Origin of the sequence: Streptomyces sp. NPDC044984, from assembly GCF_040646935.1 — a bacterium.
Classification (GTDB): Bacteria; Actinomycetota; Actinomycetes; order Streptomycetales; family Streptomycetaceae; genus Streptomyces.
This window is the reverse complement of the sequence record NZ_JBEZBE010000007.1, coordinates 40,951-66,277: the sequence shown is the minus strand read 5'-3', so window position 1 is coordinate 66,277 and position 25,327 is coordinate 40,951. Positions and strand designations below refer to the sequence as shown.

Annotated in this window: 22 protein-coding genes; 1 reads left to right on the top strand and 21 read right to left on the bottom strand. The window is 72.9% G+C overall.

All coding sequences use genetic code 11. The features are described from left to right. Window positions 1-2: 2 nt before the first annotated feature. From AB0A94_RS09785 to AB0A94_RS09695, 19 genes are all read right to left on the bottom strand, one after another. Window positions 3-596 carry a Uma2 family endonuclease gene (locus tag AB0A94_RS09785; protein ID WP_361741513.1) on the bottom strand — a complete coding sequence of 198 codons (594 nt, stop codon included), beginning with the start codon at window positions 594-596 and terminating at the stop codon, window positions 3-5. Window positions 597-683: 87 nt separating this feature from the next. Beyond that, window positions 684-1,907, bottom strand: a complete 1,224-nt coding sequence (locus AB0A94_RS09780) for a cytochrome P450 (RefSeq protein WP_361741510.1) — start codon at window positions 1,905-1,907, stop codon at window positions 684-686. A 39-nt stretch (window positions 1,908-1,946) separates the two neighbouring features. Next, window positions 1,947-2,612, bottom strand: coding sequence for a response regulator transcription factor (locus AB0A94_RS09775; protein ID WP_361741507.1), 666 nt, complete (start codon window positions 2,610-2,612; stop codon window positions 1,947-1,949). Further along, window positions 2,609-4,054: a histidine kinase gene (locus tag AB0A94_RS09770; protein WP_361741504.1), complete on the bottom strand. Its 1,446-nt coding sequence runs from the start codon at window positions 4,052-4,054 to the stop codon at window positions 2,609-2,611. Before AB0A94_RS09770 ends, AB0A94_RS09775 begins: the two co-directional genes overlap by 4 nt. A 25-nt stretch (window positions 4,055-4,079) precedes the next feature. Continuing rightward, window positions 4,080-4,742 carry a response regulator transcription factor gene (locus AB0A94_RS09765; protein WP_361741501.1) on the bottom strand — a complete coding sequence of 221 codons (663 nt, stop codon included), beginning with the start codon at window positions 4,740-4,742 and terminating at the stop codon, window positions 4,080-4,082. Further along, window positions 4,739-6,061, bottom strand: a complete 1,323-nt coding sequence (locus AB0A94_RS09760; protein WP_361741498.1) for a sensor histidine kinase — start codon at window positions 6,059-6,061, stop codon at window positions 4,739-4,741. The genes AB0A94_RS09765 and AB0A94_RS09760 overlap by 4 nt, the downstream gene beginning before the upstream one ends. Then, on the bottom strand, window positions 6,054-7,259 hold the full coding sequence (locus tag AB0A94_RS09755; RefSeq protein ID WP_361741495.1) for an acyltransferase: 1,206 nt from the start codon (window positions 7,257-7,259) through the stop codon (window positions 6,054-6,056). Before AB0A94_RS09755 ends, AB0A94_RS09760 begins: the two co-directional genes overlap by 8 nt. Then, a complete protein-coding gene (locus AB0A94_RS09750; RefSeq protein WP_361741492.1) occupies window positions 7,256-8,218 on the bottom strand; it encodes an alpha/beta hydrolase in 963 nt (320 codons plus the stop codon). The genes AB0A94_RS09755 and AB0A94_RS09750 overlap by 4 nt, the downstream gene beginning before the upstream one ends. A 369-nt stretch (window positions 8,219-8,587) precedes the next feature. Further along, the gene (locus AB0A94_RS09745) at window positions 8,588-9,457 is read right to left on the bottom strand and encodes an alpha/beta hydrolase (protein WP_361741489.1); all 870 of its coding nucleotides are present in this window, start codon (window positions 9,455-9,457) and stop codon (window positions 8,588-8,590) included. Between the two features lie 173 nt (window positions 9,458-9,630). Further along, entirely contained in the window at window positions 9,631-10,845 is a 1,215-nt protein-coding gene (gene kynU / locus AB0A94_RS09740) for a kynureninase (RefSeq protein ID WP_361741486.1), read from the bottom strand. Next, window positions 10,838-11,671, bottom strand: coding sequence for a tryptophan 2,3-dioxygenase family protein (locus tag AB0A94_RS09735; RefSeq protein WP_361741484.1), 834 nt, complete (start codon window positions 11,669-11,671; stop codon window positions 10,838-10,840). Before AB0A94_RS09735 ends, kynU begins: the two co-directional genes overlap by 8 nt. Before the next feature lie 165 nt (window positions 11,672-11,836). Next, the gene (locus AB0A94_RS09730) at window positions 11,837-12,250 is read right to left on the bottom strand and encodes a DUF3151 domain-containing protein (protein WP_361741481.1); all 414 of its coding nucleotides are present in this window, start codon (window positions 12,248-12,250) and stop codon (window positions 11,837-11,839) included. 17 nt (window positions 12,251-12,267) lie between these two features. After that, a complete protein-coding gene (locus tag AB0A94_RS09725; RefSeq protein ID WP_361741479.1) occupies window positions 12,268-13,737 on the bottom strand; it encodes an MFS transporter in 1,470 nt (489 codons plus the stop codon). 66 nt (window positions 13,738-13,803) lie between these two features. Continuing rightward, window positions 13,804-14,835, bottom strand: coding sequence for a class II fructose-bisphosphate aldolase (gene fbaA / locus AB0A94_RS09720; protein WP_361741476.1), 1,032 nt, complete (start codon window positions 14,833-14,835; stop codon window positions 13,804-13,806). A gap of 274 nt (window positions 14,836-15,109) precedes the next feature. Beyond that, a complete protein-coding gene (gene pyrE, locus AB0A94_RS09715) occupies window positions 15,110-15,658 on the bottom strand; it encodes an orotate phosphoribosyltransferase (RefSeq protein ID WP_217127187.1) in 549 nt (182 codons plus the stop codon). 10 nt (window positions 15,659-15,668) lie between these two features. Further along, window positions 15,669-16,457: an aldose 1-epimerase gene (locus AB0A94_RS09710; protein WP_361741473.1), complete on the bottom strand. Its 789-nt coding sequence runs from the start codon at window positions 16,455-16,457 to the stop codon at window positions 15,669-15,671. A 303-nt stretch (window positions 16,458-16,760) separates the two neighbouring features. Then, on the bottom strand, window positions 16,761-17,708 hold the full coding sequence (locus AB0A94_RS09705) for an SRPBCC domain-containing protein (protein ID WP_361741470.1): 948 nt from the start codon (window positions 17,706-17,708) through the stop codon (window positions 16,761-16,763). A gap of 86 nt (window positions 17,709-17,794) precedes the next feature. Further along, a complete protein-coding gene (locus tag AB0A94_RS09700; RefSeq protein WP_361741466.1) occupies window positions 17,795-19,468 on the bottom strand; it encodes a polyamine aminopropyltransferase in 1,674 nt (557 codons plus the stop codon). Between the two features lie 120 nt (window positions 19,469-19,588). Further along, window positions 19,589-20,107 carry a DUF2617 family protein gene (locus AB0A94_RS09695; protein ID WP_361741463.1) on the bottom strand — a complete coding sequence of 173 codons (519 nt, stop codon included), beginning with the start codon at window positions 20,105-20,107 and terminating at the stop codon, window positions 19,589-19,591. A gap of 803 nt (window positions 20,108-20,910) precedes the next feature. Here AB0A94_RS09695 and AB0A94_RS09690 point away from each other — a divergent pair. Further along, entirely contained in the window at window positions 20,911-22,101 is a 1,191-nt protein-coding gene (locus tag AB0A94_RS09690; RefSeq protein ID WP_361741460.1) for a pyridoxal phosphate-dependent aminotransferase, read from the top strand. 225 nt (window positions 22,102-22,326) lie between these two features. On the opposite strand, the gene AB0A94_RS09685 is transcribed toward AB0A94_RS09690, so the two are convergent. Both AB0A94_RS09685 and AB0A94_RS09680 read right to left on the bottom strand, forming a co-directional pair. Continuing rightward, window positions 22,327-24,354, bottom strand: coding sequence for an ATP-dependent DNA helicase (locus AB0A94_RS09685; protein WP_361741457.1), 2,028 nt, complete (start codon window positions 24,352-24,354; stop codon window positions 22,327-22,329). A 257-nt stretch (window positions 24,355-24,611) separates the two neighbouring features. Next, the gene (locus AB0A94_RS09680; protein ID WP_361741454.1) at window positions 24,612-25,232 is read right to left on the bottom strand and encodes a VanZ family protein; all 621 of its coding nucleotides are present in this window, start codon (window positions 25,230-25,232) and stop codon (window positions 24,612-24,614) included. Window positions 25,233-25,327: the final 95 nt, after the last annotated feature.

Here is a 25,327-nt window from a genome sequence, read left to right as displayed (position 1 = left end):
CCTCAGTCCACGTACTGCTTGAGCTCCTCGGTGTCGAACGCGATACCGACGGGGTCGGGAAGCACGACCTTCTCACCCAGCTTGCGCTTCTGGACGTTGCGGTAGCCGACCTTCGGGTCCGGATCGCTGTGTACGAGGATCGACAGACGGTCGCGGTCGATCAGCAGGTAGACGGGGATCCCGGCTTCGGCGTAGGCCTGGGGTTTCTCCACACGATCGCGGTTGTGCGTGTCCGAGTCGAAGGAAGTGACCTCCACGGCCATCAGCACGCCCTCGGTGTCCGCCCAGTCCCCCTGTCCCGCGAAGTGGGCGACGGGGGCGAGCACCGCGTCCGGCCGGGCCCGGCCCTTGCGGTAGGACTCCACCTTCAGCCCCTGCACCGGGCTGAGATCGAGTTCGGGCCTGGCCTGCATGCACTGGCGGACCAGCCACATGATGATCGCGCCGTGATTGCCGTTGGTCACTTTCCTGAGCCCGATCCGTCCGTTGATGAACTCGAACCTGACGGTCTCGTCCTCACGCTCGGCGAACTCGGCGATCCGCTCGAACATGTCCACCGACAACCGGGATGACGCGCGTTCTGCCATAACCGTCATGGTGCCTCCCTCCGCAGGCGGACACCAGCTTGACGAGCCGTCCACGTCTCTCACCGGAAGTCGGCCGGTGATCAGCCGAACGGGTGATCACCCCAGTTCCACGGCCAGCCCCTCCAGCCCCCTGATCACGAAGTTCGGCTTGCGTCGGGGCTCCGCCGCCAGCCGCAGTGTCGGCGCCTTCTCCAGCAGCGCCGTCATCGAGGCCGCCAGCTCGATGCGGGCCAGTGGCGCGCCGATGCAGTAGTGGATGCCGGCGCTGAAGGAGATGTGCGGGTTGTCGCGGCGGGTGAGGTCGAGGCGGGACGGGTCGGTGAAGACCGCCGGGTCGTGGTTGGCGGAGCCGAAGAGCATCGCGATCTCCGCGCCCCGCGGGATCACCTGGCCGTCGATCTCGATCTCGTCGAGGACCCAGCGTTCGAAGAGCTGGAGCGGGGTGTCGTAGCGCATCAGCTCCTCCACGGCGGAGGGGACGAGGGAGTGGTCCGCGCGCAGGGCGGCGAGCTGGTCCGGGTGGCGGAACAGGGCCCACCAGCCGTTGACCGTGGAGTTCACGGTGGCCTCGTGGCCCGCGTTCAGCAGCAGTACGCAGGTGGAGATCATCTCCTGCTCGGTGAGCCGGTCGTCGTCCTCGTCGTGGGCGGCGATCAGACCCGAGATCAGGTCGTCGCCCGGGTTCTCGCGGCGCTCGGCGATCAGGCCGCGCAGGTACTCCGAGAACTCGACCGACGCCCGGACCGCCCTCGTCGCCGTCTCCTCCGGCGGGTTCAGCTCGTACATCCCGCAGATGTCCGCCGACCAGGGGCGCAGCGGCGCCCGGTCGGACTCCGGGATGCCGAGCATCTCGGCGATCACCGCGACCGGCAGCGGCTCGGCGACGTCCTTCAGCAGGTCGCCGCCGCCCGCCTCGACCAGCGCGGACACCAGGTCCTCCGCGAGACGCGTGACGTACGGCTTGAGGCGCTCCACCGTGCGCGGGGTGAACGCCTTCGACACCAGGCGGCGGATGCGGGTGTGGTCCGGCGGTTCGAGGTCGAGCATGCCGTGGTCGTTGAGGGTGTGGAACGGCTCGTGCTCCGGCGGCGGGGCGGTGCGGCCGAACTCCTCGTGGGTGAAGCGGTGCTGGTAGGCCCGTCCCAGGCGCCGGTCGCGCAGCAGTGTCGAGACGTCCGCGTGGTGGGCGACCAGCCACTGGTCCGTCGGCTCGAAGTACCGCACCCGGCCCTGTTCCCGCAGCTCGGCGTAGGCGGGGTACGGGTCGGCGACGAACGCGGGGTCCCACGGGTCGAACGCGAGGTCGTCAAGGGCTGCCATGGACGGACGGTAGCCCGGCGCCCCGCCCCCTGACCAGGGTCAGCCCGGTGTCACCAGCCGTGCCTCGTACGCGAACACCGCCGCCTGGGTGCGGTCGCGCAGGCCCAGCTTCACCAGGATGCGGCTGACGTGCGTCTTGATCGTCGACTCGGCGACCACCAGCCGCCCGGCGATCTCCGCGTTGGACAGGCCCTGCGCGATCAGCACCAGCACCTCCGTCTCCCGCTCGGTCAGATCGCCGTACGCCGCCTGCGCGGACGGCATCAGGCGCGGGGCCTCGGACAGCTTGGAGAACTCGGTGATCAGGCGCCGGGTGACCGTCGGGGCGAGCAGCGCCTCCCCGGCCGCGACGACCCGTACGCCGTCGGCGAGCTGGCGGGCGGAGGCGTCCTTGAGGAGGAAGCCGGAGGCGCCCGCGCGGAGCGCCTGGTAGACGTATTCGTCGAGGTCGAAGGTGGTCAGCACCAGCACCTTCGCCGTGCCGTCGGCGGCGATGATCTCCCGCGTCGCCTCGATGCCGTTCAGCTCGGGCATGCGGATGTCCATGAGGACGACGTCGGGGGCGAGTTCGCGGACCCGCTCCACCGCCTCGCGGCCGTTGACGGCCTCACCGACGACCTCGATGCCCGGCATCGCGTTGAGCAGGACCGAGAAGCCCTCGCGCACCATCATCTGGTCGTCCGCGATCAGAACGCGGATGGTCATGCGTCACCTTCGTTCACCGTGGCGACCGGCAGGAACACGGCCACCTCGTAGCCGCCGTCGTCGGCCGGGCCGGCCGTCATCTCGCCGTTCAGCATGGTGACCCGCTCGCGCATGCCGGTGATGCCGTGACCGGCGCCGGGCGAGGGCTTCACCAGGTTCGGTGCGGGTGCCGGGCCGTTGACCACCCGCACGCCGAGTCCGCCGAGGACGTACCCGATCTCGACGCGGGCGCTCGCGCCGGGCGCGTGCCGCAGGCTGTTGCTCAGTGCCTCCTGCACGATCCGGTACGCCGACAGCTCCACCCCCTGCGGCAGTTCCCGCACCGCGCCGGTCACCACCTTCTCCACCTCGAGACCGGCGTCGCGCACGTTGACGAGCAGGGCGTCCAGATCGGCGAGGGTGGGCTGCGGGGCGTCCGGGGCCTCGTAGTCCTCGGCGCGGACCACGCCGAGGATGCGGCGCAGCTCGGTGAGGGCGGCCACCGCGTTCTCCCGGATGGTGGCGAAGGCGCGCTCCAGCTCCGGCGGCGGGTTCTCCACCCGGTACGGCGCGGCCTCGGCCTGGATGGCGACCACCGACATGTGGTGGGCGACCACGTCGTGCAGCTCGCGGGCGATGGTGGTGCGCTCCTCCAGCAGGGTGCGCCGGGAGCGTTCGTGCGCGGTGACGGTCTGCTGGGCGGTCACCTCCTGCTGGGCGGTGCGCCGGACGTGCCAGAGACAGACCACGAGCAGGGCGAACGCGGACGTCACCATCATGGGCCCGCTGTTCGTGTAGTAGTACGACCCGCCGAAGAAGACGTCCGAGAGGAAGGCGTACGCGGCGGTCAGGACCCACATCCAGGCGGCGGTGCGGGGCCGGGTGCGCAGCGCCACGACGACCAGCACGGCCAGGTGGCAGATGAACGCGCCGGGCATCCACGGCCAGTCCCATCCGCCGCCGTTGATGATCGCGACCACCGGGGTCGCGGTGAGGGACAGCCAGAACGCGCCGACCGGCCGGACGAGGGTGGCGAGCACCGGGAGTGCGCACAGCACGCCGGTGAGCAGGGCCGGTACGTCGCCGCCGGGCAGGTCACCGCCCACCGCGCCCGCGCACAGGGCGATCAGCGCCAGCACCCCCACCACCGCGTGCGGGAGGTGCTGCGCGGCCGACCGCAGCCGGCCGGGCAGCCGGCGGACGAACGGGCCGTCCGTGCGCCGGGGCGGCAGCGGGCGGTAGGCGAAGGGGTCGCGGAACAGGTCCTGGCGCAGCCCGCGCAGGGTGCTCCGGGCTGCCTGGTACTCCGGGCTGCGGGTCCCCGCCCCGGCTCCGCGCGGGGCGGCCGGGGGCTGCTGGTGAGTCGTCTCGGTCACGCTCACACGGTAGGCCGACCGGGTGAGGGCGGTCGTCCCCGCTGAGACGGGTTCCCGGGCGTCCGTCTCAGGTACTACGCGGGCCACGGCGGGCTGTTCCCCCGTCCCGGGGTCAGTATCCCGAGGGACGCACCAGTCCCGACTCGTACGCGAACACCGCCGCCTGGGTGCGGTCCCTGAGGCCCAGTTTCACCAGGATGCGGCCGACGTGCGTCTTCACGGTCTGCTCGGCCACCACGAGACGTACCGCGATCTCCGCGTTCGACAGGCCCTGCGCGATCAGCGCGAGCACCTCCGTCTCGCGTTCGGTGAGGTCGCCCACGCGCTGCTTGAGGGGGCTGCGGGGTCTGGCGTCCAGCCGGGAGAACTCGGCGATCAGCCGCCGGGTGATGCCGGGCGCGAGGAGGGCGTCCCCGGCCGCCACCACCCGCACCGCCTCGGCGAGCTGGTCGGCGGAGGCGTCCTTCAGCAGGAACCCGGACGCCCCGGCGCGCAGCGCCTCGTACACGTACTCGTCGAGGTCGAAGGTGGTCAGTACGAGGACCTTGACGTCCGGGGTGGCGTCGGTGATGAGGGTGGTGGCCTCGATGCCGCCGAGTTCGGGCATGCGGATGTCCATCAGGACGACGTCCGGGGCGAGTTCGGCGACCCGCGTGACCGCGTCCACTCCGTTCACCGCCTGGCCGACGACCTCGATGTCGGGCTGCGTGTTCAGCAGCACGGTGAAGCCCTGCCGGACCATCTGCTGGTCGTCGGCTATGAGTACGCGGATCATGCGGTGCCGTCCTGGGGAGGGGGGTCGGTGGTGGGCGGGGCGGAGACCGGGAGGTAGGCGTCGATCTTGTAGCCCTTCCCGGCCCAGGGGCCGGCCGTCAGTCTGCCGCCCAGCATGACGGCCCGTTCCCGCATGCCGAGCAGCCCGTGTCCGGCGCCGGAGGACGGCGGCGCCTCCCGGGCCGGGCCGGTGTCGACGACCGTGACCCGCAGCCCCCGCGGCTCGTAGGCCAGGGTGACGTGGGCGGTCGCGCCGGGCGCGTGCCGCAGCACGTTGCTCAACGCCTCCTGCACGATCCGGTACGCCGACAGCTCCACTCCGGACGGCAGCGGACGCCGCTCGCCGGTGATCTGGGTGGTCACGGTCAGTCCGGCGGCGCGGGTGTTCTCCACCAACGGTTCGAGCCGGTCGAGGGTGGGCTGCGGGGCGTCCGCGCGCTCGCCGGGGGCGGGGTGTTCGGAGCGCAGCACGTCCAGGACGCGGCGCAGTTCGGTGAGCGCCTCGACCGCGTTCTGCCGGATGCCGGCGAGGTTCTCCCTCAGCTCGTCGGGCGGGTCCTGGACGAGGTGCGGGGCGACCTGGGCCTGGATGGAGATCACCGACATGTGGTGGGCGACCACGTCGTGCAACTCCCGGGCGATGCGGCTGCGTTCCTCCAGGAGGGTGCGGCGGGCGCGTTCCTCGGCGGTGAGGGTGGTCTGCCGCCCCAGCTCCGCGCGGGCCTCGCGACGGCCGCGCAGGGCGCTGCCGAGGACGACGGCGACGGCGAACAGGGTGACGGCGAGGTGACCGGTGGGCTGGTAGTTCTGCCCGCCCATCAGTCCTTGGACGACGTAGGTGACCAGCCCGGTCAGGGCCAGGGCCTCGACCGAGACACGGGTGCGGACCCGCAGGGCGAGCAGCAGCAGGACGAACAGGTGGGCGATCAGCCCGGCCGAGGTCCAGGGCCAGGTGAACTTGTACTCGCCGGGGGCCATCCGGGCGCGCACCGCCATCGCCCCGACCACCGTGACCGTGAGCGACAGCCACCACGCCGGGATCGGCCGCCGCAGCGCCAGCACCATCGCGCCGCCCTGCCCCAGTGCGATCAGCAGGGCGAGCCCGGGGCCCAGCCCGCCGTGGTCGTGGAGCTGGTTCAGGTCGCCGAGGAAGACGCCGAACGCCGCCAGGCACACGAACCCGTGCGGCACCCAGCGCAGCCACACCGAAGGGGGCAGCGGATCCGCCCGCCAGGTCCACAGGTCGTCCCGCAGCACGCCCAGCCACCGCCGGACGTACCCCGCCGCCCCCTTGTCCGTCACACGGTTCAGCCTAGACATGACGTACGTCCTTCGTCGTCGGCCGGTGGACGCGGACCACCCGGGACCGTCCGCGCCGCCGCCCGTCCCCGTCCCCGTCCCCACCTCCGCCCCGCTCCCACGACCGGAACGCGGACCGGCAGACCGCGAGCGCGACGACGAACACGGGCAGCCACACCAGCCGGGCGGCGACCCAGCCGAGGCCGTCGGGGACGGTGTGCAGGCCGGGGAGCCGGCCGGCCAGGAGGCCGGTGGCGGTGGTCGCCATCAGGGCGGACTGGTGCCAGAGGAAGATCGTCATCGCGGAGAGGTTGACCAGCGCCACCGCCGTCCACGCGACGGGACGCCGCATCGCGCCGCGCAGCCGGTCCCGCAGCAGCAGCGCGAGCCCGCACTGGGCGAGGCCGAAGGTGACGGCGGCCAGCGTCGGCGGGTTGAGGTTGGAGACACCGGCGCCCGGGACGCCGACCATCGACGCCGGGTAGCCGGCCCAGGCGACGAGCGCGGCCGTGGCGGCCGTACCGCAGAGCAGGAGGAGCCAGCCGGACCTGCGGCGTTCCAGCTCGCCGCGCGTCCAGGCCGCGCCCAGGGCGTACGGCACCAGCCAGCCGGCCGCCAGGTTCAGCCAGCCGAGCCAGGCGGGCGCGCCGAGGCCGAAGCGGAGCAGGTCGACGTGGAGGACGACGGCGAGCGGCCACAACGGGTGGAGGCGGGCCAGCAGCGGGGTCGCGGCGGTGAGCGCGGCGAAGACCAGCAGGAACCACAGCGGCGACAGGGCCAGCTTCACCAGCGTGCGGACGGTCGCGTACTCGGCCCCGGAGAGCAGCAGTACGGCGGTGACGGCCGTCCACAGGAGGAGGACGGCGGCGACCGGCTTGAACAGCCGGACCAGCCGGCCGTGCAGCCAGCGGCGGTACGGGATGCCGCGGGCGCGGGACGAGGCGTACCCGCGGGTCGCCACATGGCCGCCGACCAGGAAGAACACGGCGAGGGTCTGGAACGCCCAGGAGACGGGTGCCAGCCACGGCAGGTGCTGGAGCGGGCTGGCCGTGTGCAGGGTGCGGCCGTCCGCGACGAGGGCGGTGACCAGCCAGTGGCCGAGGACGACCCCGAGGACGGCGCCGGCGCGCAGGGCGTCCACGGCACGGTCGCGATGGTCCGGGGTGGCCGCGTCGACGCGCTCGGCGGCGCCGCGCACCGCGGCGGTGAGGCGGTTCATGAGGTCACCGCCGCGGTCTCGCCGAGGACGATCCGGGTGAGGTTGGCCAGGGAGGTGGAGCCGGGGGCGAAGTAGTCGCTGTGGCCGCCGTCGCCGGCCGCGAAGACCCGGGCGCCGAACGCCGGGGAGACGGGGTCGGTGCCGAAGCCGACGATGGTGCCGAGGAGGTCGGCGCTGAGGTGCGGGACGTGTCCGATCCAGTCGTCGTCGCCCCGGGCGGCCCAGATCCGGGCCCGGGTGCGCAGGGCGGTGGCGGTGTCGGCACCGGTGCCGGGGCTGCCGAGGAGGGCGATGTCGTCGACGTCGAGACCGTCGGCGGCCTCGGCGCAGACGACGGAGCCGTAGGAGTGGCAGAGGAGGGAGATGCGGGCGTGCGGTCCGGCGACGGCCCGCACGCCGCTCACCGCCTCCCGCAGTCCGGGGGCGGCTTCCTCCGCCCGGTCGGTGGTGGCGACGGTGGTGCTGACGGTGCCGGGGGTCTCGTAGCCGAGCCAGGCCACGACCGCGGCACGCGCGCCGAGCCGCTCGTGCAGTGCGAGGGCGGCGGCGCGGAACCGGCTGTAGGTGTCGATGCCGGTGTCGGAACCGGGGACGAGGACGGCGACACGGTCGGCGTGCGCGAGGTCCCCGAGCACCTCGGTGACCAGCCCGGGCCCCCGCCCGTCGAAGTACAGCAACTGCCGCCCGGCCAGCGCGCGATCGGCGTCGGCCCGCCGCCGGTCCCCGTACTCGTCGGCCATGCGGGCGGCTTCCTCGGCGTTGGCCCGGTTGGCGGCGTAGACCGCGTCAAGGCTCGCCGCGGAAGTCCCCGCGAGCACGGCGGGCGAAGGCGCGGGCACCTGCCCCCGAGCCGCCCCGGCCAGCGGTACGGCCACGGCGCAGGCGACAAGCAGCGCAAGCAACCCACGCCGTACTCGCACCCCGCGGGCGGTCGTGCCGCCGCTCCCGCGGACAGCCATGCCACCGCTCCCGCGGGCAGTCGTGCCTCCCCCAGTGCCCGAACGGCCTGGGAGGTACCCCCAGGGGCGGCACGGGTGGGCGATGGGGGTCCCCCCGCTCGAGCGAAGCCGAGAGTGGGGGAGGCACCCCGCAAGCGCCGGGCCGCGCGAACACCCCCCGGCCCGCACCGATGCCGGTTCCCCTCCACGCCCGCGCACCATGATGGCCGTACCTCCCCGTCCGCTCACCCGCCCACCGGGCTCGACAGAAAAGGAAGTTACGGAGCGTCGCGGGTAACCCGCGTCCCGCCGGAGGACTCATCCACGGGGTAGCTCTCAGGTACTACGGGTATGACCGGCCACTCCGGCCACTCCGGCCAAGAGAACCGCTCACCAAGCGAGTTGAGCGATCTCCTCCGCCACCACCGCACACGCGTCCGCCACCGGATCGATCAGCGGAAAGTGCCCGACGTCCTCCAGCAACGTCAGCCCCACCACTTCCCCGGCCTTCGCCGCCGCCTCCGCGTACGCCTCGGCGACCGCCTGCGGAACCACGGTGTCGGTACGCCCCTGCACCAGGGTGGTGGCGATCCCGGTGGGCAGCAGCACCCCGGGATCGGCATGCAGCCGACGCTCGGCAAAGTATTCGTCGCCGCCCAGCAGTTGCCGCACCGCACCCCCGCACACGTCCAGCTTGTCGGCGATCTCCAGGTCCGCGATCGGGGCGAGGGCGACGACGCCGCGCAGCGGCGCGGGCCCGTCCGTGCGCCAGGGCGAGCCGGCCGGCAGGACGTGCCGCGCGGCGGCCCACAGCGCCAGGTGGCCACCGGCCGAGTGACCGGTGAGCACGACGCGCCGCGGGTCGGCCCTCGGCACGTGCTCCCGCACCAGCGCCGGCAGCGCGTCCAGCGCGGCGGCGACGTCGTCGAAGGTGTCGGGCCACCGCCCCGCGACCGGCTCACCGCCGCCGGGCTCCCCCGCCCCGCGCCGGTATTCGACACTGGCCACGGCGAAGCCCCGCCCGGCCAGGAACGCCGCGAACGGGCTGAGGTGACGCCGGTCGTACGGCGCGCGCCAGGCACCGCCGTGCAGCACGACCACCACCGGAGCGGGCCCGCCCTCGGCACGCGGCGCGTAGAGGTCGATCAGCTGGTCCGGGTCGTCGCCGTAGGCCACCGTGGCGTCGGGGTCGACGGGCGGGTGGGAGAAGGCCGACTCCTCCTCGGCGGCGGCCCGGGCGGCTGCGATGTCGTCCGTCATGCCTCAACCTCTCAGCGATACGAAGTACGTGACGGACCATGCGGGAACGCGGCCGTTCGGCCGGGACGGTATCAGCACGCCCACGTGCGCCGACATGGGGATGTCACGCTCGGTCAGCGGGCCCGGGGGCGACACCGTACGCCGTCACCCCCGGCCCCCGCCCGCGCCGGTACCTACACCGGTACCTCCGCCAGCACCTCCGCCAGCACCCGTGCCGCCCGCTCCACGTCCGCGAACCCGACGTACAGCGGGGTGAAGCCGAAACGGAGCACGTCCGGGTGGCGGAAGTCGCCGACCACGCCCCGCTCGATCAGCCGCTTCATCACGTCACCGGCGTCCGGGCAGCGCAGGGCGACCTGGCTGCCCCGCTCCCCGTGCGCACGCGGGGTCACGCATGCGACCCTGCCCCCGGGGACGTACTCCTCGACGCACTCCAGGAAGAAGTCCGTCAGCGCGAGGGACTTGGCCCGCACCGCGTCGATCGTCACCCCGTCCCAGACCTCGAGGGCCGCCTCCAGGGCGAGCATGGAGAGGATGTCGGGGGTGCCGACCCGCCCGCGCACCGCGCCCGCCGCCGGTTCGTACCCGGGGCGCATGCCGAAGGGCTCCGCGTGGGAGTTCCAGCCGGGCAGCGGCGAGTCGAAGCGGTCCTGCAGATCCGCGCGCACGTACAGGAACGCCGGTGAACCGGGGCCGCCGTTCAGGTACTTGTAGGTGCAGCCGACCGCCAGGTCCACGCCGTGCTCGTCCAGGCCCACCGGCAGCGCGCCCGCGCTGTGACACAGGTCCCAGACGACGTACGCCCCCGCCGCGTGCACGGCGGCCGTCAGCGACGGCAGGTCGTGCAGCCGGCCGGTGCGGTAGTCGACGTGGTTGAGCAGCACGGCGGCGGTACGGTCACCGAGCGCGTCGGGGATCCCGGACGGGGGCACCGGACGCAGCGTGCAGCCGGTCATCCGGGCCGCCGACGCGGCGATGTAGCCGTCCGTGGGAAAAGTGGTCGCGTCGACCACGATCTCGTCCCGCCCGGGGCCCCCGCCGTCCGTCGGCCGCGCCAGCCGCACCGCGCCCACCAGTGCCTTGAAGACATTGACACTCGTCGAGTCGCCGACCACGATCTGCCCGGCCGCCGCGCCGACCAGCGGCGCGATCCGGTCACCGATCCGTTCCGGCGCCGTCCACCAGCCGCCCTCGGTCCAGGACCGGATGCGCAGCTCGCCCCACTGCCGGCGCACCACGTCCTCGACCCGGCCGGGGACGGCGACCGGCAGCGCGCCCAGCGAGTTGCCGTCGAGGTAGACGACGTCGTCGAGGACGAACCCGGCCCGTTTGGCCGCCAGTTCGTCGGAGGCGTCCAGCTTCTCCGCCTTCATCACGAGCTCAGACATACGACCTCGCCGTCCACAGTTCGGGGAACACGCTCTTCTGCGCCCGCTTCTCCAGCCAGGCCACTCCGGCGGACCCTCCCGTGCCGGTCTTGGCGCCCATCGCGCGCCGGGTGGCGACCAGGTGGTCGTTGCGCCAGCGCCACACCAGTTCGGCGACGTCGGTCAGCGTCTCGCCGAGGCGGGCGACCTCGTCCCGCTCGTCGCCCGCGTAGACGGCCGTCCAGACCGCCTCCACCTGCGCCGACGGCTCGTACTTCCGCGACACGTCGCGCCGCAGGACGTCCTCCGGGATCGCGTGCCCGCGCCGGGCGAGCAGCCGCAGCACCTCGTCGTACAGGCTCGGCTCGTGCAGCGCCTTCTCCAGCTCGGCGTGCACCCGCGGCGCGCCGCGGTGCGGGACCAGCATGGACGCGGACTTGTCGCCGAGCAGGAACTCCATGCGCCGGTACATCGCCGACTGGAAACCGGACCCCTCGCCGAGGGCGCCGCGGTAGGAGTTGAACTGCGCCGGGGTGAGCCCGCTCAGCGGCTTCCAGGAGGCGTTCAGCGCCTCCAGCTCCCGCCGGGACCGCTTCAGCGCGTCGACCGCGGTCGGGATGTCGTCCTCGCGCAGCGCCTTCGCCGCGGTCTCCCACTCGTGGACGATGACGGTGAACCACAACTCCATGACCTGGGTGGTGACCAGGAAGACCATCTCTCCGGGGTCGTCGGAGAGGGTGTGCTGGAGGTGGGTGAGGACGTCGGCCTTGACGTAGTCCTCGTAGGGGGTCGTGCCCTGGAAGTCGAGATGCGGGGTCTCGGGCTGCTCGTGAGCCTCGTGGGACATCGCTGTCTCCTGTACGTGTACTCCGGGTAGCGGTCCGCCCCTGCCGTTACCGGCACGGGGGCCCCGGTCCCCACGGTGCATCCTGCGCAATCGTCCCCCACGACCGCAAGGCCCGCCTGCTCACAGACGGGCCCCGGGAACATCACAGGTCAGCGGGTCAGCAGGTCAGCCCAGGGCCTGGGCCGCCGTCGGCGAGGAGTCCTTCAGGAACTGCGAGCAGCGCTCGTACTCCTCCTGCTCGCCGATCGACTGCGCGGCGCGGGCGAGGGCGTGCAGGGCCCGCAGGAAGCCGCGGTTGGGCTCGTGCTCCCACGGCACCGGGCCGTGGCCCTTCCAGCCGTTGCGGCGCAGCGCGTCCAGTCCGCGGTGGTAGCCCGTACGGGCGTACGCGTACGACTCCACGACGCTGCCCCGCTCGAAGGCCTCGTCGGCCAGCCGGGCCCAGGCCAGCGAGGAGGTGGGGTGCTTGGCGGCGACATCGGCGGGCGAGGTGCCGGACGCGAGCAGCTCGCGCGGACCGGGGTCGTCGGGGAGGTGGGTCGGGGGCGGACCCCCGAGGAGGTTCTCGTGAATCGACATGGGTCCAGTCTCGTACATCAGCGGGGCCGGCTCCCGTCCTCCTCCCCCGCCTCCAGCGGCGGCACCGCCACGCTGCCGTGGGTGTGGCACTCGGGGTGCCTGCAGTCGGGTGCCGGGCGGCGCACGGTCGCCCAGGCGATCGCCGCTCCGGCCACCAGGACGCCCGCGCACAGGACCATCGCCCGCCGGAACGCGTCGTCGAAGGCGTCGGGGAGCCGGTACGCCTCCGGGCCCATCCCGGCGAGCAGCGGCAGCGCCGCCACCGCCACCAGGCCGGCCGCGCGGGCGGCGGCGTTGTTGATGCCGCTGGCCAGTCCCGCCCGCGCGGTGTCCACGGAGGCGAGGACGGTCGCGGTGAGCGGCGCGACCAGGGTGACCATGCCGAGGCCGAGCACCAGCAGCGCGGGCAGCACCTCGGTGGCGTACGAGGCGTCCGGGCCGACCCGCAGCATCAGCAGCATCCCGGCCGCGCACAGCAGCGGTCCGGCGGTGAGCGGGATGCGCGGGCCGATCCGGTCGCCGAGTTCGCCGGAGCGGGCGGAGAGCAGCAGCATCAGGGCGGTCGTGGGCAGCAGGGCCGTACCGGCGGCGAGCGCGGACCAGCCGACGACGACCTGGAGCTGGAGCGCGGCGAGGAAGAAGAACCCGCCGAACGCCGCGTACACGCACAGCGTGACCACGTTGACCGCCGAGAACTGGCGGGAGGCGAAGATGCCGAGCGGCATCATCGGGTGCGGGCGGCGCTTCTCGACGAGCACGAACGCGACCGCGGCGGCCAGTCCGGCGACGGCGGAGACGGCGACCACGAGGGAGCCCTCGTCGGCCTCGATCAGCGCGTACGTCACCAGCGCGAGGGCGATCGCGCCGAGCGCGGCGCCGAGGACGTCGAACCGGCCCTCGGCCTCTCCGCCCGCCGACTCCGGGACGTGGCGCACGGCGACGGGGGCGCACAGCAGGGCGAGCGGCACGTTGAGGAGGAACACCCAGCGCCAGCCGGGCCCGTCCACCAGCCAGCCCCCGACGAACGGGCCGACCGCCGCGCCGATCCCGCCGAAGCCGGACCACAGGCCGACCGCGCGGCCCCGGTCGTCGGGGTGGAAGGTGGCCTGGATGAGGGCGAGCGAGCCGGGGGTGAGCAGCGCCCCGCCGACGCCCTGGAGCGCGCGGGCGGCGATGAGGACGCCGGCGTTCGGGGCGAGGCCGCACAGCAGGGACGCCGCGGCGAACCACAGCACCCCGACGACGAACACCTTCCGCCGCCCGTACCGGTCGCCCAGCGCCCCGCCGAGCAGGATCAGCCCGGCCAGCGTGACCATGTAGGCGTTGACGGTCCACTGCAGGGCGGCGAGGTCGGCGTCGAGGTCGCGGCCGATGCGCGGGAGGGCGACGTTGACCACGGTGGAGTCCAGCAGCGCCATGCTGGAGCCGAGGACCGTGGTGAGCAGGACCCACTTGCCCTGCGGGGAGGACAGCCGGACGTCGGGCATGCGGCGAGCATACGGAAGGAGCCCGGCACCGCGTGCGGTACCGGGCTCCCGCGTGCCGCGGGCGGGTTACTTGATGCGGGTGCCCGTGGAGCGCAGGTTCTGGCAGGCCTCCACGACGCGGGCCGACATGGACGCCTCGGCCAGCTTGCCCCAGGTGCGCGGGTCGTAGGTCTTCTTGTTGCCGACCTCGCCGTCGACCTTCAGGACGCCGTCGTAGTTGCGGAACATGTGGTCGACGACCGGACGCGTGAACGCGTACTGGGTGTCGGTGTCGATGTTCATCTTCACGACGCCGTTCTCCAGCGCGGTGAGGATCTCCTCCGGGGAGGAGCCGGAGCCCCCGTGGAAGACGAAGTCGAACGGCTGGGAGCCGGCCGGCTTGCCGTACTTGGCGGCGACGCCCTCGTTGAGCTCCTTCAGCAGCTCGGGACGGAGGACGACGTTGCCCGGCTTGTACACGCCGTGCACGTTGCCGAAGGACGCGGCGAGCAGGTAGCGGCCCTTGTCGCCGAGGCCGAGGGCCTCGGCGGTGCGGACGGCGTCGTCGACCGTGGTGTAGAGGGAGTCGTTGATCTCGTGGGAGACGCCGTCCTCCTCGCCGCCGGTCGGGGTGATCTCGACCTCGAGGATGATCTTCGCGGCGCGGGCGCGCTCGAGGAGCTCCTGGGCGATGGAGAGGTTGTCGGCGAGGGTCTCCGCGGAGCCGTCCCACATGTGGGACTGGAACAGCGGGTTGCGGCCGGCCTTGACGCGCTCCTCGGACAGCGCGAGCAGCGGACGGACGTACCCGTCGAGCTTGTCCTTCGGGCAGTGGTCCGTGTGCAGGGCGATGTTGACGTCGTACTTCTCGGCGACGATGTGCGCGAACTCGGCGAGCGCGACCGCGCCGGTCACCATCTCCTTCTTGTGCTGGCCGCCCAGGAACTCGGCGCCGCCCGTCGAGATCTGGACGATGCCGTCGCTCTCCGCCTCGGCGAAGCCGCGCAGTGCCGCGTGCAGGGTCTGGGACGAGGTGACGTTGATGGCCGGGTAGGCGAACTTCTCCGCCTTCGCCCGGTCGAGCATCTCGTTGTAGACCTCGGGGGTTGCGATGGGCATCTGTCCGCTCCTTAAGCGTGCGGGTTGGCGTGCTGCGTACGGTCGGCCCTGACCTGGAACCTTGGATGCGACGTCATTGTCGGGGCCATCTTCCCAGACTTGTCCGTCCGGTCGACGGCGCAGGTCAAGTCGTTATGCGGAGGATGTCGGGGTGCCGGGGAGGCTCCCGGGAGGTGCCGGGTCGCCCTGCGGCCCCGGTGCGCGGCCTCGGCACGGCCTTGGTGCGGCCTCGGCACGGCCTTGGTGCGGCCTCGGTCGAGGCCTCGGCGCGGCCTCAGTCGAGGCCGAGCTCGTCCTTGGCGTAGGCGAACAGGTACGGCACCCCGGCGCCCTCCTGGATCTTCTCGGCGGCACCGGTCGCCCGGTCGACGATCGTCGCGACGGCCACGACCTCCGCCCCGGCCTCGCGCACGGCCTCGACGGCGGTGAGCGGGGAGCCGCCGGTGGTGGAGGTGTCCTCGACGACCAGGACGCGGCGGCCCGCGATGTCCGGGCCCTCGACGCGCCGCTGCAGCCCATGTGCCTTGGCGGCCTTGCGCACGACGAAGGCGTCCAGCCTCCGGCCCCGCGCGGCGGCGGCGTGCAGCATGGCGGCCGCCACCGGGTCGGCGCCCATGGTGAGCCCGCCCACCGCGTCGAACTCCAGCCCGTCGGTCAGGTCCAGCAGCACCTGCCCGACCAGTGGGGCGGCCTCGCCGTCGAGGGTGATGCGGCGCAGGTCGACGTAGTAGTCGGCCTCCAGACCGGAGGAGAGGGTCACCTTGCCGTGCACCACGGCCTTGTCCTTGATCTGCTGCAGCAGCGCGCCACGTACTTCGCTCATGACAGCCAGCTTAGAGGCGGGTCCAGGTCCAGGTGGTCGAGGCCTCCAGCGGCTCCAGGGGGGTGACCAGGCGGGGGTGGGTGTTCAGCCCGTTCGGCGGCCCGGTCTGCGGTTCCACGCAGACGGCCTCGCGCTGCTCGTCGTAGACCACGACCCACTCCTCGCGGCTGGTCACCCTCAGCTCCAGCCGCCCCGGCCAGGTGAGGGTGACGTCGACGCCGCCGGGCATCCCGAAGCAGTCGTCCCACGGCCCGGGCTTCGGCTCGATCCGGTGCCCCGTCGGCAGGTGGTCCTCCCCGCGCTCCTCCTGCCAGGCGGGCGCGAAGCCGATCGCCACGTCCTCACCGCCAAGACTGCGGTTGAACCACGGATGCCAGCCGATCTGCGCCGGGAAGGACGACTCGTACGTCTCCACGCTCATCGTCAGCGTCAGGGAGTCCCCGGTCAGCGCGATCTGCTGGGTGACGCGCCCGGGGTACGGCCAGGGCTCGACGAGGTCGTACGTGAGCACGGCCTCGTCGGTGCTGGTGCGGGCGGTGCGCCAGGCGGCGTCGCGGGCGGTGCCGTGGATGGCGTTCGGCGGAGCGTTGAGCGGCATCTGCTGCACGGTCGCGCCGTCCCGGAACCGTCCGTCACGGATCCGTCCGCACCAGGGCACCATCGGGAAGCACCCGAACCGCTCTCCCTGCCGCAGCAGCTCGACGCCCCCGACCCGCAGCCCTCCGACCCGCCCGCCGTTCCCCGGCAGGACGGTCACCTCCGCGTCACCCGCGGTCAGCGTGATGTCTCCGTTACTCACGCGACGACCCTACTGGGGTGATCAAGAGGACGTCGCCCCGTCACCACGGCAGTCGTGCCGCCGCACCCGCGAACAACCGCATGCCACCCGTTCCCGCGAACAACCGCATGCCGCTCATTCCCGCGGGCAGTCGTGCCGCCGCACCCGCGGACAACCGCATGCCACCCGTTCCCGCGGGCAGTCGTGCCGCCGCACCCGCGGACAACCGCATGCCACCCGTTCCCGCGGGCAGTCGTGCCGCAGGGCGGCACGGGTGGGCGCGACGGCACCCCGCGAACGCCGGGCCGCGCAACCCCCACCACCTCAGCGACGTCTGCGGAGCGCCCTGACCGCGACGACCACCGAGGCCACCGCCAGCGCCGCCGCCGGCGCGGCCCACCGCAGAGGTGTCACGGAGGCGACGGTCTGCGGAGCGGGAACGGGCGCGTAACGCCCGCGCGGCGGCGCGTGGTCCACCTCCTCCGCACTGCGGCCGATCATCGTCCGCCGGGCATGCGCCGCCTCGGCGACGGAGTCGTCGTCCGGCTCGCGGGAGGACGGCGGAACCTCCGCGTCGAAGACGGACGGGACATCCGCCTCCGAAGCGGACGGCAGGACGTCGTCCGCCTCCGAAGCGGACGGCAGGACGTCTTCCGCCTCCGGAGCGGCCGGCGGGGCGTCGTCCGCCTCCAGAGCGGCCGGCGGGGCGTCCTCCCCGCCCGGAGCGGCCGGCGGCGGAGCATCATCCGCATCCGGTGTGGTCTCGAAATCGTTCGTGGCCCGCGGTTCGAAGTCCCCCGCCGCCAACAGCTCGGGCGACTCCGGCCCGGAGCCCCGCTCCGCCGCGTCGGCCCCCAGGTTCTCCGCGAAGCGGTCCAGCAGGCGGGACACCGCCGAGGCCACCGCGTCCGCCGGAAAGTCCATGACCCGGCCGTCGGCCGTCGCCGTGCCCTCGACCGTGAGAGTGGTACCGCCCTCCACGGACCGCAGCCGCACCCGCAGCGCGAGCCGCACCGAGCCGCTGCCGCGGGTCTCCGCCGCGTCGCCCTCGACGGCGTAGGAACCGTCGTCCCGCGCGGACACCCGTACGGCACCCCGGTAGGTGACGGAGTGGCTGCCGACGCGGACCTTCAGCCGGCCGGCGACGGGATCGGCGGGATCCGCACCCGCGTCGTGCTGGAGCCCGGGCACCGCCCGGGCGACCCGCGCGGGGTCATCCAGCACCTCCCTGAGCCGCTCCGCCTCGACCGGAACGAACGCCTCGTGCTCCATGAGTGCGGAGCCTACCCACGCCACGCCGGACCGCACCTCCGTCGGCGGGAAGTCGCGGCGCGTCGGCGCGGAACGCGGTAAGGGGCTCAGTCGGTGTACCGGGGGTGCACCAGTGTGGACGGCGGCAGACCGGTCACCCGGGTGCGCTCCGCCGCCCGGACGTCCGCCGCGAGGGAGGCGTCGGTGAGCGTGCGCGGGCGCGGTCCGGCGGGGTCGAGGCGCGGCTCGGGCAGGCCGCGGGCGGCCAGGACGAACCCCCAGTCGCGGTGGGCGTGGGCGGTCGCCACGGTGCCCCGGTCGGGCCCGGCGGCGAAACCGGCCCGCCGGCCGCTCACCCGGTACGCGGCGGTACGCAGCCCCGCCGCGCGGAGCGTCGCGTCCACCGTCCAGAAGTCGCGGGGGCGGGACTCCACCGCGCCCCCGTGCACCACGAGCCGCCCGCCGGGCGCCAGTACCCGCCGGGCCAGCCCGTAGAACTCCTGCGCGTACAGCTTGGTGCTCGCGGTGATCCCGGGGTGCGGCAGGTCCGAGACGACGACGTCGTACGCCGCCGGGGGCGTCCCGCGCAGCCAGTCGAAGGCGTCCGCGGTGGTCACCCGCACGCGCGGGTCGTCGAGGGCGTGCGCGTTCAGCGCGGACAGCGCCGGATCGCGGCGGGCCAGCTCCACCACGCCCGCGTCGATCTCGACGACGTCGACCCGGCGCACGCCGGTGTGGCGCAGCACCTCGCGGACGGCCAGCCCGTCACCGCCGCCGAGGACCAGTACGCGGGTGTGCGGCCCGTGCATCGCGGGGTGCACCAGCGCCTCGTGGTACCGGAGTTCGTCCCGGCCGCTGACCCGCAGCCGCCCGTCGAGGAACAGGTTCAGGGGCCGCCCGTCCCGCCCGCCGGTGAGCAGCACCTCCTGGACGTCGGTCTGCAGGGCCACGCGTACGTCGGAGCCGTACATGGCGTGCCGGGCGGCCCGCTCGAAGTCGTCGACGAGGACGGCGGCCGAGGCGAGGACCACGAGCACGCACGCGTTGGCGGCCGTCAGCAGCCGGCGGGCGCGCCGTGTGAGGTCCCGCCGGAACAGCCCGAGCACCAGCGCACCGCCGACGACCGCGTTGACCGCGCCGGTGATCAGCGCGCCGGTCAACTGGCCGAGCAGCGGCAGGAGGAGGAAGGGGAAGGCGAGCCCGCCGACGAGCGCGCCGACGTAGTCCGCGGCAGACAGGTCGGCCACCGCGCCCCCCGCGTCCTGCCGGCGGATCCGCTGGATCAGCTCCATCAGCAGCGGCACCTCGGCCCCGATCAGCAGACCGGTGGCCAGGGAGAAGGCGACCAGCAGCGCGCGCGGGCCGCTCGCCCACACGCCGCCCCAGTCCCCCGTCCAGGCGAACACGGCGTACAGCGCCATCGCACTGCATCCGCCGACGAGGGCGAGGGCCGCCTCGACGGCGCCGAACCCGGCCGCCGCGTGCCGCCGCAGCCGTTTCACGGCCAGGGATCCGATGCCCATCGCGAAGACCATCACGGACAGCACGACCGACGCCTGGGTGACCGAGTCGCCCATCAAGTACGCGGCCAGCGCGACCAGTTCCAGCTCGTACACGAGTCCGCAGGCCGCGCAGACGAACACACCCGCGAGGACCAGGAACCGCCCGGTGCCCTGTCGCACCGGCAGCCGCAGCACACCCCCCGTGTCACCGAGGGGGCCGCCCGGCCCGTCCCAGGACTGCGCGGAGCCGGGCGGTGCGGGGGCCTGCGGTTCGATCACCTCAGTGACGTTACGTCACTCCCACACCGCACAACGTCACCCACACGTGTGGTTCTTGTTTACACCTGCCCTTTATTGGTACGAGCAATGACCTCCCCGGCCGGCCTCACACCGCCTCCCTCACACCGCTTCCCTCACCCGCACCCCCACCCTCGTCCGCGTCGCCACCAGCTGTCCGTCCTGCGGGTAGGCGTGCCAGGTCCGCCAGTGCACCTGGCCCTCATGGCACTGGGCGAGCATCGCCGTGAACGCGTGCGGACTGCCGGGGAAGACCCCGGCGAGACCCTGCGGATGGTCGGACACCAGGGCCAGCAGCTCCTGGGCGCGGCCCGCGAAGGACCCCGGGGAGAGCACCTCCACCCGGGCGGCGAACTCGTACTCCCAGTCGTCCACCCGCTTGGCCACCCCCAGCGGAAGCGGCGTGCTGCTGCCCGGAATGCACGCCACCGTCTCCGAGCAGAGCCCCCGCTCCTCCTCGAGCAGCACCTGGTGGGACGCTCCGAGCAGTCTCAACTGAAGCTTTTTTCCCGCCAGTTCGAGGTCGAGCGCGGCCAGCGCGGGAAGCGGCTCGCGCCCCAGGGCCCAGGCGAGGTCGGCCGCGCGCGTATCGGAGTAGGCGGTGTTCAGGGTCGTGAGCATGGATCGGCTCCGCAAGCACACAAGGAGAGGGAGATAGAGGGGTCCGCGCGCCCCGGTCGCACCGGAGAACTCGGCCCGTCAGCCCGGTCACCCGGCCGGAAGAAGGGTCCGCGGGGAGTCCGAGGGCTGAGTCGGTGATTTATAGGCAATCATGAACAGTGGTGCCACCACAGCGTTTTTACCCAAATTCGTGGGCTTTCCATCCCCTGGGGGGCTCCCCAGCTCACCTGTTCAACCTCGGCGCACACCCCGAGGGGACGGCGCACACCCCAAGGTGACGGCGCACACCCCGAGGGGACGGCGCACGCCGGTGCGCCGCGCCCCGGAACGGCACAGCGGGGCCCGCCCAGGTGCGGACCCCGCTGTCGCGGATGCGTCGTCCCCCGCAGGGGAGGCGGGCTGCCCCGTGTCAGCCGCCTCCCCCACCGCATCCGCCGCCCCCGCAGGACGACCCGCCTCCGCAGGACGAGCCACCACCACAGGACGATCCCCCACCGGAGCTCGACGACGAGTGGGACCCGCCGCTGCCTCCGCCGCCCACCCACCAGCTGTCGCGGACCCTGTCGCGGCGGCCGGCGCCCACCCGCCGCGCGGGCCGGCGCGCGGCACTCACGACCGCGACCAGCAGCACGAAAAGCACAACCAGGATGATGCCGATGACCATGACGTCACCCTCCTTCCGTTCCCCCGTGATCCCCCGAAGCGGCCCCCCGTGGGCGCCTCGCTCACGCGTGTGACCGGGAGATGCCCTCCGCCCGCGCGGCCCAAAGCAGAGTTGAGGAACTCCAGAGCTTCGGCGCAGGATGACCGCCATGACCTCCAGCGCGCGCCCCCTCCTGAACCGCCGGCTCGCCGAGTTCGGGACGACGATCTTCGCCGAGATGTCCGCCCTGGCCCTGCGGACCGGATCCATCAACCTGGGCCAGGGCTTCCCCGACACCGACGGCCCCGAGGAGGTCAGGGAGGCCGCCGTACGGGCCCTGCGGGACGGCCGCGGCAACCAGTACCCGCCGGGCCCCGGCGTCCCCGAACTGCGCACCGCCGTCGCCGCGCACCAGCAACGCCGCTACGGCCTCTCGTACGACCCCGACACCGAGGTCCTGGTCACCGCCGGCGCCACCGAGGCGATCGCCGCCGCGCTGCTCGCCCTGGTGGAGCCGGGCGACGAGGTGATCGCCCTGGAGCCGTACTACGACTCCTACGCGGCCTGCGTCGCCATGGCCGGCGGCACCCGCGTCCCCGTCACGCTCCGCCCGCGCGACGGACGCTTCCGCCTCGACCTCGACGAACTGCGCGACGCCGTCACCGACCGCACCCGCCTGCTCCTGATCAACACCCCGCACAACCCGACCGGCACCGTCCTCACCCGCGGGGAACTGACCGCGATCGCCGAGCTGGCCGTCGAACGCGACCTGCTCGTGGTGACCGACGAGGTCTACGAACACCTGGTCTTCGACGACGCCGAACACATCCCCCTGGCCACCCTCCCCGGCATGCGGGAGCGCACGGTGACCATCTCCAGCGCGGGCAAGACCTTCTCCTTCACCGGCTGGAAGGTCGGCTGGGTCACGGCGCCCCCGGAACTGGTCACGGCGGTCCGCTCGGCCAAGCAGTACCTCACCTACGTCTCCGCGGGCCCCTTCCAGTACGCGGTCGCCGAGGCCCTCGCCCTCCCCGAGTCGTACTTCACCGGGTTCCGGGACGACCTGTGGGCCAAGCGCGACGTCCTGGCGGCGGGCCTGGAGGAGGCCGGCCTGACGGTCTACCGCCCGTCCGGCACCTACTTCGTCACCGCCGACATCCGCACCCTGGGCGAGAGGGACGGGATCGCCTTCTGCCGCTCCCTCCCCGAACGCGCGGGCGTCGTCGCCATCCCCACGGCCGTCTTCTACGACCACCGCGAACTGGGCGCCCCCTTCGTCCGCTTCGCCTTCTGCAAGAAGACGTCCGTACTGGAGGAGGCCGCCCGACGACTCAAGACACTGGACGCGTAGGACCCTGGGCACCGGGCTGTTCGGTGTCCTTCGGGTGTCGCGGGGAGGCGTGCACCAGGACCACGGTCGACATCACCCAGCGGACGAGGCGCCTCCCTGAGCCGGCCGGGACCGGCAGGGAAAGCCGGGACGCGGTGGTCAGGTCCTCCTCGGCGCTCGGCGGGTACGGCCGTGGCCGGCACCGTGCCGGGCGCGTCCGCGGCGACGACGCGGACGCCGAGCCTGTCAGGCCGGCTGGACGGTGACGGTGCAGAGGCGCTTGGTGGCCCGGGTCAGGGCTACGTACAAGTCCCTTTCCCCACCGGGGCGGGCCGTGATGATCTCCTCGGGGTTCACGACGACGACCCCGTCGAATTCCAGGCCGCGTGATTCGGACGCCGGCACGATGCGTGCATGGTGAGCGATGCCCCGGGCCGTCAGCTCGCTCACCCTGGTGTCCGCGCAGATCACGCCCAGAAGCTCGCCCGGGTGCGCGGCGCTCTGGGCACGGAGTTCCTGGACGACGGCGGTGACCAGCCCGTCCGGAGGGGTGGTCACGGTGCGAGGGCTCTCGCCGCTTCGCAGTGACCGGGTGGGCTTCTGGTCCGGAGCGATCCGCGTGAGCAGGTCCCGGACACTCTCCAGGATCTCCTGCGTGGTGCGGTAGCTGACGGTCAGGTGGTGCAGCGTGAACCGTGGTCCGACGTGGGGGCCCAGTGCCCCCTTCCAGTCGCGTGCCGTCGCGACCGGGCCCGCCTGGGCGAAGTCGCCCACCAGCGTCATCGCCCTCGCCGGGCAGCGGCGGACGATCATCCGCCACTGCATGGCGGTCAGTTCCTGCGCCTCGTCGACGACGACGTGCCCGTACGTCCGCCCGGGAGGGCCGTCGAGCAGGCTCGCCGCCTCGTCCAGCAACGGCACATCGGCGTCGGTCCACGGTGCGTCCGGACCGCGCAGCAGAAGGGACCGCTCCCGCGCGGTCAGGCGGGGCAGGCGCTCGGCGAGGGCGCCGGCGTCCGTCAGGAGCGCCTTCACGAGGTCACCGGGCACCAGCCGCGGCCACAACACCTCGACCGCCCGGTCGACGCCGGCGTCGTCGAGCAGATCGGCCCGGATGGCGTCCAGGTCCAGCTCGTGGACCGGACCCGGGCCGGCCGCACCTTCGGCACGGCGCCGGGCGGCTCCCGTGAACCGGTCGAGGTCGATGCCCGTCATCCTCTCGGCATCGGCGTCGATCTGCTCCAGGAGGTCGCCCATGTCTCGTCGCATCGCGTCGGTGACGGCGTCGACCAAGAGCTCCTTGAACACCTGGCGCGCGGGGTTGTGCCCCTGTACGGCCGCCAAGGCGGCATCGCGTGCGATGGCGACCTCCTCGCCGGAGAGGTGAACCGGTTCCTGTCCGACCCACACGGGGAAGTCACCGGCGGGGGCTTGGTGGACGCGCAGCAGGCCGGCCAGGGCGTCGGCGAGGTCGGGCCTTCCCTTGAGGCGCGCCGTGTCGAACGGGTCCACCGTGTCCGTGGGCACTCCGGCCAGTTCCCGGCAGGTCGTCAGAGCGACGTCGTTCTCGCCGAGCGAGGGAAGGACCTGGGAGATGTAGTCGAGGAAGCGGGCGTTCGGGCCCACCACCAGGACACCGTCCTCCGCGGCGCGCGGGAACGCGTACAGGACGTAGGCCGCCCGGTGCAGGGCGACCACCGTCTTGCCGGTGCCGGGCCCGCCCTGCACCACGGTCACCCCCCGGTGGGCGGAGCGGACGATCTCGTCCTGTTCGGCCTGCAGCGTCGCGACGGCCGCGTGCATCCTGCCCGTACGCCGTGCCGACAGGGCCTCGGTCAACGGGCCGTCCCCCACGACGTCCTCGTCGGTCGGGGCGGTCCCGTCCAGCAGTTCGTCGCTCACCGAGATCACCGTGCGCTCCTCGAGGCGCAGGTGCCGGCGCCGCCGCAGGTCCATCGGGTGGACCGGTGTCGCCTCGTAGAAGGGCCGCGCCGCGTTCGCGCGCCAGTCCACGAGCAGAGGCAGGTCGTCCTCCTCCGTCTGCAGTCCGATCCGCCCGATGCGCAGGGCCGTGCCGTCCGTCCAGTCGATGCGCCCGAAGACCAGCCCTTTTTCGGCGCCTTCCAACCGGCCGATTTCCTTGGTGAGACGCTCGGCGGCGATTTCTCTCTCGTATGCCTCACCGGCGCTTTCCGCCGGGGCCTTCAGCACGCTCGCCCGGTGCGCTCGCGCCTCGGAAAGCCGCTCGGTGAGCAACTCGTATAAGGAGGACACATAATCCTGCTCCGATTCAACCGCACGCACAGCAGGATCATTCATTTTCGACAACAGGGGGCTCCTTCGATTCGAGCCACACCATACGATCGAAATTCCCCGAAGGTAAGTCTTGACTTACCTGGTGAAGCCATGGCCCTACGGCTGCGAATCACGTATCACATATCGCGTATCACGCATTCCGCCGTTCCGCATATCGCTCATTCCGCCGTTCCGCATATCGCTCATTCCGCCCCCGATGCCCGCCCGCCGAGCCATCACCCGATCGGCGCCGACGCGGGTACGTCGGGGGAGGCGGTGGTCCGTCGGCGGTCCTCCTGGAGCGCCGCGGACCGGGGCAGCGAGGCCGCGAGGAGCGGCTTGCGCAGGGTCTCGGAGCGCAGGGCGAACGTCAGCAGGAGGTAACCGACCAATCCGCCGAGCGAGTTGGCGACGACGTCGTTGACGTCCACGGACCGGCCGTTGTTCAGGGCGATGTACGACAGCAGCTGGGCGGCCTCGATGCCCAGGCTGACCAGTCCCGCCAGCAGGGTCGTCGCCTTCGCCGAGGTCGCGCGCCGGGACAGCAGGGGGAGGAGGAAGCCGGCCGGGATCAGCATGATGACGTTGGGGATCATGGTGATGTCCGCGCCGATCAGCGGGACGAAGTTGATCTGGCCGATCCAGGGAGCCTGGTTGGCGTAGGTCCCCCAGGTCACGGCCAGCGGGAAGATCGTCAGGGACAGCACGGCGGCGGCGTAGACGGCGACGGCCGTCTGGAGCAGGGCGCGGCGGACGTTCCACGCGTCCCGCCACACCTGGACGCCGGCGAGGAGGGCGAACACGACGAGCAGCGGGCCGAGGACGAGTGAGGAGTCCACTTCGAATCGGATGTCCATGAGGGCGGGTCCTTCGGTCGGGGCGAGCTGGACTGACGTGGATCAGCCTCGTTCCGGGACCGGGTCCGCCGGATCTCCCGAAGGATCCATTCCGC

Excerpts from the sequence above, each read along its gene's own strand:
- AB0A94_RS09755 (WP_361741495.1), bottom strand. The coding sequence starts at position 7,259 with ATGAACCGCCTCACCGCCGCGGTGCGCGGCGCCGCCGAGCGCGTCGAC.
- AB0A94_RS09705 (WP_361741470.1), bottom strand. The coding sequence starts at position 17,708 with ATGGAGCACGAGGCGTTCGTTCCGGTCGAGGCGGAGCGGCTCAGGGAG.
- AB0A94_RS09780 (WP_361741510.1), bottom strand. The coding sequence starts at position 1,907 with ATGGCAGCCCTTGACGACCTCGCGTTCGACCCGTGGGACCCCGCGTTC.
- AB0A94_RS09760 (WP_361741498.1), bottom strand. The coding sequence starts at position 6,061 with ATGTCTAGGCTGAACCGTGTGACGGACAAGGGGGCGGCGGGGTACGTC.
- AB0A94_RS09690 (WP_361741460.1), top strand. The coding sequence starts at position 20,911 with ATGACCGCCATGACCTCCAGCGCGCGCCCCCTCCTGAACCGCCGGCTC.
- AB0A94_RS09775 (WP_361741507.1), bottom strand. The coding sequence starts at position 2,612 with ATGACCATCCGCGTTCTGATCGCGGACGACCAGATGATGGTGCGCGAG.
- AB0A94_RS09735 (WP_361741484.1), bottom strand. The coding sequence starts at position 11,671 with ATGTCCCACGAGGCTCACGAGCAGCCCGAGACCCCGCATCTCGACTTC.
- AB0A94_RS09745 (WP_361741489.1), bottom strand. The coding sequence starts at position 9,457 with ATGACGGACGACATCGCAGCCGCCCGGGCCGCCGCCGAGGAGGAGTCG.
- pyrE (WP_217127187.1), bottom strand. The coding sequence starts at position 15,658 with ATGAGCGAAGTACGTGGCGCGCTGCTGCAGCAGATCAAGGACAAGGCC.
- AB0A94_RS09680 (WP_361741454.1), bottom strand. The coding sequence starts at position 25,232 with ATGGACATCCGATTCGAAGTGGACTCCTCACTCGTCCTCGGCCCGCTG.
- AB0A94_RS09730 (WP_361741481.1), bottom strand. The coding sequence starts at position 12,250 with ATGTCGATTCACGAGAACCTCCTCGGGGGTCCGCCCCCGACCCACCTC.
- AB0A94_RS09750 (WP_361741492.1), bottom strand. The coding sequence starts at position 8,218 with ATGGCTGTCCGCGGGAGCGGCGGCACGACCGCCCGCGGGGTGCGAGTA.
- AB0A94_RS09785 (WP_361741513.1), bottom strand. The coding sequence starts at position 596 with ATGACGGTTATGGCAGAACGCGCGTCATCCCGGTTGTCGGTGGACATG.
- AB0A94_RS09765 (WP_361741501.1), bottom strand. The coding sequence starts at position 4,742 with ATGATCCGCGTACTCATAGCCGACGACCAGCAGATGGTCCGGCAGGGC.
- fbaA (WP_361741476.1), bottom strand. The coding sequence starts at position 14,835 with ATGCCCATCGCAACCCCCGAGGTCTACAACGAGATGCTCGACCGGGCG.
- kynU (WP_361741486.1), bottom strand. The coding sequence starts at position 10,845 with ATGTCTGAGCTCGTGATGAAGGCGGAGAAGCTGGACGCCTCCGACGAA.
- AB0A94_RS09725 (WP_361741479.1), bottom strand. The coding sequence starts at position 13,737 with ATGCCCGACGTCCGGCTGTCCTCCCCGCAGGGCAAGTGGGTCCTGCTC.
- AB0A94_RS09695 (WP_361741463.1), bottom strand. The coding sequence starts at position 20,107 with ATGCTCACGACCCTGAACACCGCCTACTCCGATACGCGCGCGGCCGAC.